Here is a 10,360-nt window from a genome sequence, read left to right as displayed (position 1 = left end):
CCGCCCGGGCCGGCGCCCGGGTGTGGCGCCGCACGGCGCCGCTGGCGCGGGCCGCCACCCTGCGCAAGATGGCGCAGCGCCTGCGGGACAACGCAAAGGAGCTGGCGCTGCTGGACGCGCTGGACTGCGGCAATCCTGTGTCCGAGATGGGCTCCGACGTCATGGTCGCCGCCGCGCTGCTGGACTTCTTTGCCGGGCTCGTGACGGAACTCAAGGGCGACACCATTCCGATGGGACACGACGCGCTCGACTACACCGAACGGGAACCCGTGGGCGTGGTGGCGCGCATCGTCGCCTACAACCATCCGCTGCTCTTCGCCATGGGCAAGCTGGCCGCCCCGCTCGCCGCGGGCAATGCCGTGATCATCAAGCCGCCGGTGCAGGCGCCGCTGTCGGCCCTGCGCTGCGCGGAGCTGATCGGAGACCTGCTGCCTCCCGGTGTCTTCTCGCTCATTCCGGGCGGCGCCGAGGCGGGGGCCTCCCTGGCCGCGAGTCCGGATGTCGACATGATCGGCCTGGTGGGCAGCATTCCCACCGGACGTCGGGTCATGCAGGCCGCGGCGGCGCGGCTCAAGCCCGTGGCCTTGGAGCTGGGCGGCAAGAATGCGTTCATCGCGTGCCCGGATGTCGACCCCGCGCTGGTGGCGCGCGCAATCGTGGACGGCATGAACTTCACCTGGTGCGGGCAATCCTGCGGATCCACCAGCCGGGCCTTCGTCCACCGGTCCATCTACGACGAGGTCTGCGCCCGGGTGGCTGAGGCGTGCGCCGCGTTCGTGCCGGGAGATCCCACCGACCCCGCCACCACCATGGGCGCGATGATCAGCCGCGAACACCGCGACCGGGTCAAGCAGGCGATCGACGCCGCCGTGGCGCAGGGCGCCCGCCTGATCGCCGGCGGCGGCATTCCCCAGGCGGGCGTGCCCGCGGGTGGCAACTACCTGGAACCCACCGTCTTTGCGGACGTGTCCGCCACGTCGCCGCTGGCCACCGAGGAATTCTTCGGCCCGGTGCTCGCGATCATCCCCTGGGACGACGAGGACGCGATGCTCGAGGCCGTGCAGCGCCTGGACGTGGGCCTGACCGCCGCGATCTGGACGGCGGACCTGGCGCGCGCCCACCGCCTGGCGCGCGACATCGATGCGGGTTTCGTGTGGGTCAACGAAGTCGGCAAGCACTTCCTGGGCGCTCCATACGGCGGGGTCAAGCAATCGGGCATCGGCCGCGATGAATGCATCGGCGAGATGATCTCCTTTACCCGGGAAAAGAACGTCCACATCAACTTCAGGCGGGTGAGCGCAACGTGAAGCCGGAATACGACTACATCATCGTCGGCGCGGGCTCGGCGGGCTGCGTGCTCGCCAATCGCCTGAGCAAGGACCCCGCGGTCTCCGTGCTGGTCATCGAGGCGGGCCCCTGGGACCGCGATCCGCTCATCCACATCCCGCTCGGCTGGGGCAAGATCCTGCAGCAGCGCCTGCACGACTGGGGCTACGACGCCGAACCCGCGCCGCACGCCGACGGGCGGGCCATCGAATGCGCACGAGGCAAGGTCGTGGGCGGAAGCTCGTCGACCAACGCCATGGCGTTCGTGCGCGGCCATCCCGCCGACTATGCGCGCTGGGCCCAACACTACGACCTGCCGGACTGGCGTTTCGAAGACGTCTTGCCCTACTTCCGCCGCCTGGAGGATTGGGAAGACGGGCACAACGATGACCGCGGCGAAGGCGGCCCCCTGCGCGTGCAGCGCTGCCGCTACCAGGATCCGCTGCTGGACGCATTCTCCGACGCCGCGCGCCAGGCCGGCCACGCCTGGCTCGACGACTACAACGCCGCGCCGGCCGGCGGCTTCTCGCGCCTGCAGATGTCGATCCGGCGCGGTCGGCGATGCAGCGCGGCCACGGCCTACCTGCGGCCCGCGCTCAAGCGACCCAATCTCACGGTGGTGACGCTGGCCCACGTGCTCGGCCTGGATTTCGACGGCGACCGCGCGGTCGGCCTGCGTTATGTCCGGCAGGGGCACACCACGGCAGTGAAGGCTCGCCATGAAGTCATTCTTGCCGCGGGCGCCATCAACACGCCCGCGATCCTGATGCACTCCGGCATCGGCCCCACGCAGACGTTGAACGACGCCGGCATCGGCACCAGGCTGGACCGCGCCGGCGTCGGCGAGAACCTGCAGGACCATATCTCCGTCATCGTCACCGCGCGCCGCCGGGAACCCGGCCCATTCGTGCGCGGCATGCGCCTGGACCGCATCGGCGTCTCGATGGCTCGGGCCTACCTGGGCGGGGAAGGCTTTGCCGGCGACGTCCCAGGCGGCATCGTGGGGTTCGTGCAGCCGGACGGCGCGGACACGCCCGATCTGCAGTTCCTCCTGACCGCGGCGCCCTTCAACGCGCATCCCTGGCTGAATCCGGTGCGCAAGCCGTTCGCCGACGGCTTCGCCGTGCGCACCGTGCTGCTGCATCCCCAAAGCCGCGGCCGCATCACGGTGGCGGGCGCCGATCCGCTGGCGGCGCCGCGGCTCGACCAGAACTTCCTGGCGTGCGACGAAGACCGGATCCGGGTGCGCGAATCCGTGCGCATCGCGCGGACCCTGCTGGACCAGCCCGCGCTGGGCGACTACGTCGCCACCGAACTGGCGCCCGGCGGCGGCGTGGCCGATGACGACGCGATAGACGCTTTCGTGCGCAAGACCGCCATCACGGTCCACCATCCCGGCGGCACATGCCGGATGGGCCGCCAAGACGACCCCATGGCCGTGGTCGACGGCCGGATGCGCTGCATCGGCGTTCCGGGCTTGCGCATCGTCGACGCCTCGGTCATGCCGGACCTGACCTCGGGCAACATCAACGCGCCCGTGCTCATGCTCGCGGAGCGCGCCTCGGACTGGATACTGGAAGAGGCCCGCTGATGATGCGACTTTCGCTGCAGCGCCATCGCTGCGTCAGCCTGCTGCCCCTGGCGCACACCGCCCACCAGCGGCTGGACGACTTCTTTTCCGTGGAGTACTGCAGCCACGCCGACGAACTCCCCGCCGACACGGCGGCCCTGATCGTCGGCGGCGATACCCTGCCGTCGCTGCAGGCAGGGCTGCCGGCGCGGATCCAGTCGGTGACCGTGGTCGGCAGCGACGCGGTGCCGGCGCAGTTCGTGGAAGAGATGAAGGCCAAACACGTGCTGGTGACCTGGCCCCGGGTTGCCGGCGCCGAGGACGAGCACGAGGCGATGGAAATCTGCCACGACGTGATGGCGGCGTTCGGCTTCGGCCGCATGGGGTCGCGGCCGCGCAACGTGGTCAATGATGTGTTGCTTTGCGATTGTTGTTGACGGGCGGGTCGCCGGCGTGCATTTAAAAGCGCTCCAGCAACTTCATCGCCGCCCGCTCTGACACCACCAGCACCAGCTTCATCACGGCACGGGTCGCGCCGACGAACACGCGTCGCACCTCCTCGTCGCCCAGCGTTTCAAAATCGACCTCCGCCATCACGACCGCCGGTGCGGACTGCCCCTTGAACCGGTGCACGGTGTCCGCCACGATTTCGCCCTGTGAATATCCTGGGCGGCCTTCACCGTCGTAAGTGCCCTGGAACTTTCTTAGCACGTAGGGTCCCAACTGATCGTACGAAAGGATGCGGGAACTATCCCTTCCCCGATAGGTGAGCAATGCAACGTCGGTGGCGGCGAATCCGGCGGACAGACACGCATGCACCCCTTCCTTGACCTTGTCGATCAAGTCTCCGGTGTTCTGATAGACGAAGAACTCAACTTCATGTCCCGCGACAGGCGACGCGGAAACCACGCTCACGCCGTCCGGTACCAGCGCCTGCAGCAATTGGACGACCGGGCGTGGACTGCGGAAGTTCTTGTCCGCGCGCAGACGGATCCACCCGGGAAGCGTCACGGCCGCGTGGCGATACAGCTTCTGCATCGGGTCTTCAAGCCAGAGAATGCGGGCGTCTTCCCGAGCATGCCGCAGTATCAGATCGAACCATTCCGCCTTGATATCCTGCCCTTCGTCCACGATGACCGTATCGAACAGCAGTTCCGGCGGGACCGCCAACGCCGCGCAGGCCTGGACGAGCTGGTCAAACGCCCCTGCCGAATTGAAGTCCGGCACGGCCCCCGACTGCCGCAGCATCCGTTCGCACAGCATGTGGAATGTGCACGCCATTCCGCCCGGCGGCGCAATCATCGCTATGTGATCGGCCAATGGCCTGTTGAAGCAAAGATAAAGCGGCCTGCGGCCGCTTTCGATCGTTGCGCGGTATTCGGCTAACGCCAACTGCGTCTTGCCGGAACCCGCGGTACCCGTCACGTGCAGGCGAAACGGCGTCATGTCGAGCTGCCGCGCCCAATAGGCGAGGCCGCTGGAGACGCGCGTGACGAGCGCCTTCGCCTGCCCCGCCAGGGCGCTGGCATCGGTTTCCAGCTGGATCACGTCACAAAGAAACCGGTCGACTTTCACATACAACGGACCGGCGTCGCCCGCCGGCAGAATCTCCTGGATCACAGCGCACAACGCATCGCGCCGACGCGCATCCACGATACGTTCCGGCATCACCCCCGCGGTTTGGGGAGATTTGCAGAGATAGTCCGGGCAAAAGAGCAGATGCTCGATCCTGACATACTCGCCATCCAGGGTGCGCGTCAGCTTGTTGCGCAGGCTGTTCACCGTGCGCCCCATCTGAACCGGCACCGACTTCAGCTTGCCGCCGTAGTTCTTGGCCAGCCCTTCGGAGGTCTCCTCGAGCTCGCCACATTTCTGCTCGATCAACATCATATGGCCCGCGCGGTTCACGACGACGAAATCGACTTCCCCGTGGATCGCGTGCGCGCCTTCGATGTTCGTCCAATGCACCGCATGATAGACCGTGTAATCGTCCGGCAACCCTTGCGCCAGGAACCCGAGCGTCTCGAGCTCCCGACGCATGGCGCCGACGGCCTCCATGTTCTGCCAACCGTCCGGCACGATACGCGCCATTTCATCGACCTCCGCTGTATGTGAACCTGGCGACCGCCTTGATGATTCCGGCAACAAGACGGGATTGCACCCATGCTGTCATGGATGCCTGTCTCAGATGTCGAGTCCTCGAGACCAGCCGGCCAGACGTTCCTGAAGTGCCTGGTTCGCCGCGCCCTGAGAATAGAGCTCGGTCGTGCGCCGATCCAGCGCTTCGAGCACAGGGTTCACTGCCGTTTTGGCAACTTCTTTAATCCTCTGTTCGTAACGCCGCGTCGTATCGTCAAGCGCCTGACGCACGATCGACATCACGTTCTGCACAAAGAGGCGATGACTGTCGCGCGCCTGGGCTTCCTCCTTCTGCGCCTGCAACAGCTCCCAACCTGCCTGGCCCACCATCAGGATCGGCCCTGCAGCCTTCCCGGCGACTCCAGCCCACTTTCCCATCGTTTTCTTGCCAATGCCTTTGAACAGCTTGGGAAACCATTCCTTGCCATACTTCAAAAGCTGTTTGACACCGTTTTCAGTCATTTCCCCCACAGGTGCCGATTTCAGCTGCTCGAAGATCCTGGACATCCGATCATCATCCGGATCATCCGATTCACCGTTTGGCGAAATCGGCGCAGCCTTCAACTCCACCTCGTCAATCTGGACTTTCGCCGTGCCGACAAACTGCGACAACAGCTTTCCAGCCTCACGCACCACAATATCTGTCCGCTCGAGTTCCGCGGCCAGCTTCGCGTCCACGCCTTCCCAGATACGCGACTGGGACTGTCCCAGGGCATCGGTCAGCAACGCGGTCACGGCCATCTCGTCGGCAGCGTCGATACGCGCAACGGCTTCCTGGATGGTGCCAACCTCGCGCGTAGCCAGCGCCCGCACTTCCTCCACCAGCCCTCGTTCGAGCCTTGCGCGCTCCTGCTCCACCTTGTTGCGGCAGGCCGTGAGCTTGAGATTCGCATCATTGCCGGATTGTTCGGCCAACCTGGAAAGCGCCTCGTTAACCAGCTTTCGCACCCGTTCGGCGTCCGACTGCAGAATCTTGTCCGTGGACGCGCCGAGAAACTTCGACAGCACCGCCTCCGCCTCCGGAATACCGGTCGCCGCCAGGAGTCCAGGCTTGTTTTCGAGATGTGCCTTGAGCGCGGTCTTCGCCTTGACATGCAAGACGTCTATGCTGTCCAACGGATCGTTCATGCCCAGCTTTCGGGCCGCCATCAGCATGTTCTGATAGACGACGTTCCTGATGCGCACGAACTCCGCTCCGTTCAACTCCATGCCCGCCTTATCGTTGATGATGATAAGCACGGCCTTTTTCTCGCGAACGAACGAGCAAAGGCGCTCCCAGGTGGCAGCTTCTTCGATGGCGCCCCCCGTCGAAATAACGAAGATGACCGCATTGCACTCGGTCCGAATAAAGCCCTCGGTCACTGCCTCGTGCTCGATCGGCGCGTCGATGCCTGGGGAGTCGAAAATTACATGACCATTCCAGTCGTACTTGGAAATTTTTGCAGTCAATGGCACGTCGCCCATGGGCGCGACTTCGCGACCAAGCAGCGCATTGATAAACGTTGATTTTCCTGCGTTGTAATGCCCGAACACCAACGTGCTGAGCTTGCCCTCCCTTGCATCCTTGGCCAACTTCTCGGCGGCCTCATCCACGCGCCGAAGGGCTTGCGCATCGCCTTGAAATACGGTGTCCAGGGCAGGACGAATTTCCAAAAAGCCTTCATGCAGGCGGACAAGCGGATTCCCAATGTTCATCGTTTTCCTATGGATATTGATTGTGTCGCAACGGGGTTGGATGGCTCAGGCATCGAACGACCCGGTGCCGATATGAGCCTCCAGTTCGGCAAGAAGCCGGCTAGTCGCCGAACTCACGTGATCCGTCTGTGCCTGCAGGTCTGCTATCCACTGTTCCAGGCCGGAAAAGCAGACCAGCATCATGCTCTCAAGCGTCTTCGCCGAACTGTTCTCGAATTGCTCACGGATCATCTTGCGAACATGCATGCCAACTTCCTGCTTGTTATCGCCGACGACAACGTCCAGAAACTCGGCATCATCCAGCGTCCCGCCAATCTTGTTCCCCGCATAACTTCCAACGGCCGTGGCGGCAAGACCGACTGCCAGGGCAACCAACGGCCCTCCGGGGACAAGGAACGATGCCGCACCAAGCAGTCCACCCAACGCACCGCCGCGCTTGGCGTTCACGTTCTTCTTGTGCCGGATTGACTGCGTCAACGGCATGAATTCGGGAATCTCGCCAATGGCGTCGTTCAGCGAATTCGTCAACCCGACGCCCAGCGACGCCGCAAATGCCGCTGCGATCGCTTCGCGACCCGCGCCGAGCCATTTCTTGTAAGCCACATCAACCGCGTGCTTGAATGCAGCGCTGTCCTTGCCATGCACGACGAGCAATGCGTCGATTCCAGAGCCGATCTCGAGCGCGATGGCTTGCAGACTCTGACGCGCGTCGGTGTCGGCTTGCATTCGCGCGCTGGCAAGGGATTGGGCCACGCCTTTCATGCACGCCTGAATCCGCACCAGGTCGCTGGACTGGATCTGTTGCAAAAATGAACGCAGGATCTTCAGCGGCCGTACAAGTTTGTCCCGGACACCGGCGCCCTTGGCCAATGCAGCGACGTCGAAGAGCATGTTCCCTACGCCGCTGAGCGCCATGCCTTCCGAGTCGGGGTTTTGCTCGGCATATGCAGCCGACACGGAATGCACCCTCGCCCGACGCAACGTCTCGCTCATGATGCGAGCGGAATCGCTCGAATCGCTCCCCAGTTGCGGCGACAAGGAGTCGCGCACATACTGGAGCTGGGCATCACGGTCTTCCCGCGACTTCATGACACGGACTTTGACGACCCTTCCGTTTTCACCAAGGTCCTCGTCCCACGCATCGCTTCCCGTGATGAGTACGGCCAGGTTGTGGTCCTTGCGCCCGAGCGCCTGCAGTTCGGCCATGTCGCTGCGTTTGCAAGGCGCGCCCGAACTGGTGAGATAAAGAATCATGTCGGCGGCATCGACATACTGAGCCGCCAGGTCGCCGTTTGCGCCATGCTTGGAATGCAGCCCGGGCGAATCGACCCAAGTCAGGCCGGGCAGGCGGAATCCTTGAATCGCGCTGGTGGTTTCGCTCTCACCCACCTTGAATGCCTGCATCTGGCGTATCGACTCGTCGCTCACAAGTTCAGTCAGTCCCTGGCTCTTCTCCACAAAGAATTCGGGCTTATGCCCGGATCCTGAACTGGCATGTTGTCCGGCCGGGTCGGTTTTCCCCCATGCCATGTAGTTCCCGAGCGAAGATTTGCCGGCCTTCACCTTGCCGTAGACGAACACCAGCAGCGAATCCGACACCCTCGCTTTGAACTGTGCGTGGGTCTCGCGATTGTCAATGGCCTCTTGCCATTCAAAGAAGACTTGCTTGATCAGGCCAACGTTGTCGGCCAACACCTCGCGCAAAGGATGAGTAGGCTCGAGGTTGCTGAGCGCCAGCGGATCTCTGCTGGCGATTTCCCGACATTTGTGCAATTCGCCAAAGAAGGCTTCCTCCGTCGACGAAATCCTCTGCTTGTTGTCTTCAAACTGTCCTGCAAGTTGGCGGAACACGCTAAGGAATGCTTCGCGCGTCAGCGTTTTCTGCGCAGCGCAGGAGTCTGGTGCCTGTTCAAGGGTCATCGCTTCCTTCATCACAATTTCTCCGCAAGAGCGATTAACGCGTCCCGCCTGCTGCTCATGCGTTCGATCCATTTCTCGTCCTTCACATGCGTCACCGCGTACTTCAGTTCGCTCGTCATTTTTTTCAGCGCGTCAAACGCGCTCTCTTTGCCCTCCATTCGAGCCAGGTCTTGCAGGTCTTCCATGGACAGACCCCGTGCGTCGCTTGCGCTGCCCGCAGGGCTGCCGCCGGTGGGAAACGGGTAGCCTATTGCCGACCGGACCACCATTTGAACGACAGGATTCATCGGTGTCTTTGCCTTTCCCGTCACCACCCCCTTGTGGGCCTCCAGAATCGAACCCACGTCGGTCGATGTCCTGGCGAGCAACTCCGCCCCAAGCTTTTGGCGCACCGCTTTTCGCTGCTGCTCCCGGGCTTTCCTTGCCTCCTCGTCCGAACCTCCCCCTCCGGAGGACGAACTCGATGAATCGTCATCCTTGACGACGTCGTAGATCAGTTTTCCGAGGCCCGCAATCAAACCGCCCGCAACGAGGAATGGCAACATCGTTTACCTGCCTTTATTCATAGCCAAGAGAATGGTCAACTGGACCGTTGACCGGCGTATATCATTCTGCGGAATCGATTCCCTTGATCGATTGCCTTACGTTCTGCACCAGAGCCGCTGCCGCGGCCTCAAAGGACTGCAGGCGCTTCTGGTGTGCGGCCGCGCGTGCCTGGATCTGCTGATCCAGTTCACGGGCAATATCGAGAATCTGCACAGCGAGGAACTCTTTTTCGGTTTGCAGGCGATAGGCGCGAGACGCCTGCCAATCGACTTGCGCTGAAGGTCCGGATAGTGCGTCGACCCAGTCCTTTAGTTCGGGAATACCGCTGATATCAACCAATCCGGGCTTGCCTTCCACTTGCCCTTTCCTGTATCGGGTGGCGGATACCGCGAACGTCCAACGAGGCTGAAAGCCCACTTCTTCGGCAAAGGATGCGCGAATGGTGGCTTCCCTGCGTGCAGCCTCTTCGGGGTCGCCTACCTCATCTATCTGGCTGATCACCAGCGCAAGACGAGATTCAAGACCACGCACCTGTTCTTTCAGCAGATTCAGAAACCGAAGCTCGCTTTGTTCGAATTCCGCGGCCATCAGGCGGTGAACATACAGGTAGCAGTCCCCGCCAAGCACTCCTTGCCAGGCCGTTTCATCATCATCCTCGACGCCATCTACGCCGGGCATATCGACCAGCGTGACGCCTCCAATATCCAGTTCGGACACCTCGCTGGTGACACGCGCCGCTCCGGTCTTGAACGCTTCTGCGCCTTGTTCGAACTGGCCGGCCAGCATATTGAGCAACGAACTCTTCCCAGCGTTGTAAATGCCGCAGGCGGCCACTCGCGGACCGGATTCTTGCAACGCGAGTTTGCGGGCCACATAGGCGGAGTACGCGTCGGCGACAGCGGGATAATCGCCAAGACTGTCTGGAACTGAGGTATTCGCAACTGTCATTTCGATATCACAAATTGAATCAATAAGATTTGTATTAATACATATTGGGCGAAAGAGTACCTCATCTGGCCCGCTTCAATGCTTGTGCAATTGCCGCGCTGCGCCGTTGCTCCACCTCATCGCCAAGCTGAATCAAGGCGGATTACCGAGAGGCCGCAAACCCTTTCAACCGGCTCGACAACAACGCAAGCACCGAGGGTTCACGGAATTTCAATT

General features: G+C 62.6%; 8 protein-coding genes. 3 read left to right on the top strand and 5 right to left on the bottom strand.

The window, feature by feature from the left end; translation table 11 throughout:
* The 3 genes from ABE485_RS11815 to ABE485_RS11805 form a co-directional block, all read left to right on the top strand.
* A partial coding sequence (locus ABE485_RS11815) for an aldehyde dehydrogenase family protein (RefSeq protein ID WP_346515488.1) occupies positions 1–1,307 on the top strand: 1,307 nt, incomplete at its 5' end.
* Positions 1,304–2,917 (top strand): GMC family oxidoreductase, encoded by a 1,614-nt coding sequence (locus tag ABE485_RS11810; RefSeq protein WP_346515487.1) that lies wholly within the window; start codon positions 1,304–1,306, stop codon positions 2,915–2,917. The genes ABE485_RS11815 and ABE485_RS11810, both read left to right, overlap by 4 nt.
* Entirely contained in the window at positions 2,917–3,333 is a 417-nt protein-coding gene (locus ABE485_RS11805) for a hypothetical protein (protein ID WP_346515486.1), read from the top strand. Before ABE485_RS11810 ends, ABE485_RS11805 begins: the two co-directional genes overlap by 1 nt.
* Positions 3,334–3,355: 22 nt before the next feature.
* Here the strand turns inward: ABE485_RS11805 and ABE485_RS11800 are convergent, their stop codons facing one another.
* The 5 genes from ABE485_RS11800 to ABE485_RS11780 form a co-directional block, all read right to left on the bottom strand.
* The gene (locus ABE485_RS11800) at positions 3,356–4,987 is read right to left on the bottom strand and encodes an ATP-binding domain-containing protein (protein ID WP_346515485.1); all 1,632 of its coding nucleotides are present in this window, start codon (positions 4,985–4,987) and stop codon (positions 3,356–3,358) included.
* A 93-nt stretch (positions 4,988–5,080) separates the two neighbouring features.
* On the bottom strand, positions 5,081–6,730 hold the full coding sequence (locus tag ABE485_RS11795; protein ID WP_346515484.1) for a dynamin family protein: 1,650 nt from the start codon (positions 6,728–6,730) through the stop codon (positions 5,081–5,083).
* A 45-nt stretch (positions 6,731–6,775) separates the two neighbouring features.
* A complete protein-coding gene (locus ABE485_RS11790) occupies positions 6,776–8,662 on the bottom strand; it encodes a dynamin family protein (protein WP_346515483.1) in 1,887 nt (628 codons plus the stop codon).
* Positions 8,662–9,195 (bottom strand): hypothetical protein, encoded by a 534-nt coding sequence (locus tag ABE485_RS11785; protein WP_346515482.1) that lies wholly within the window; start codon positions 9,193–9,195, stop codon positions 8,662–8,664. The genes ABE485_RS11790 and ABE485_RS11785 overlap by 1 nt, the downstream gene beginning before the upstream one ends.
* Positions 9,196–9,256: 61 nt before the next feature.
* Complete coding sequence (locus ABE485_RS11780) at positions 9,257–10,144, bottom strand: GTPase (RefSeq protein ID WP_346515481.1); 888 nt, start codon at positions 10,142–10,144, stop codon at positions 9,257–9,259.
* Positions 10,145–10,360: the final 216 nt, after the last annotated feature.

Source organism: Achromobacter spanius (genome assembly GCF_039673305.1).
Classification (GTDB): Bacteria; Pseudomonadota; Gammaproteobacteria; order Burkholderiales; family Burkholderiaceae_B; genus Achromobacter; species Achromobacter spanius_F.
The sequence above is the reverse complement of the archived record's forward strand: the minus strand, read 5'-3'. Positions and strand labels throughout refer to the sequence as shown.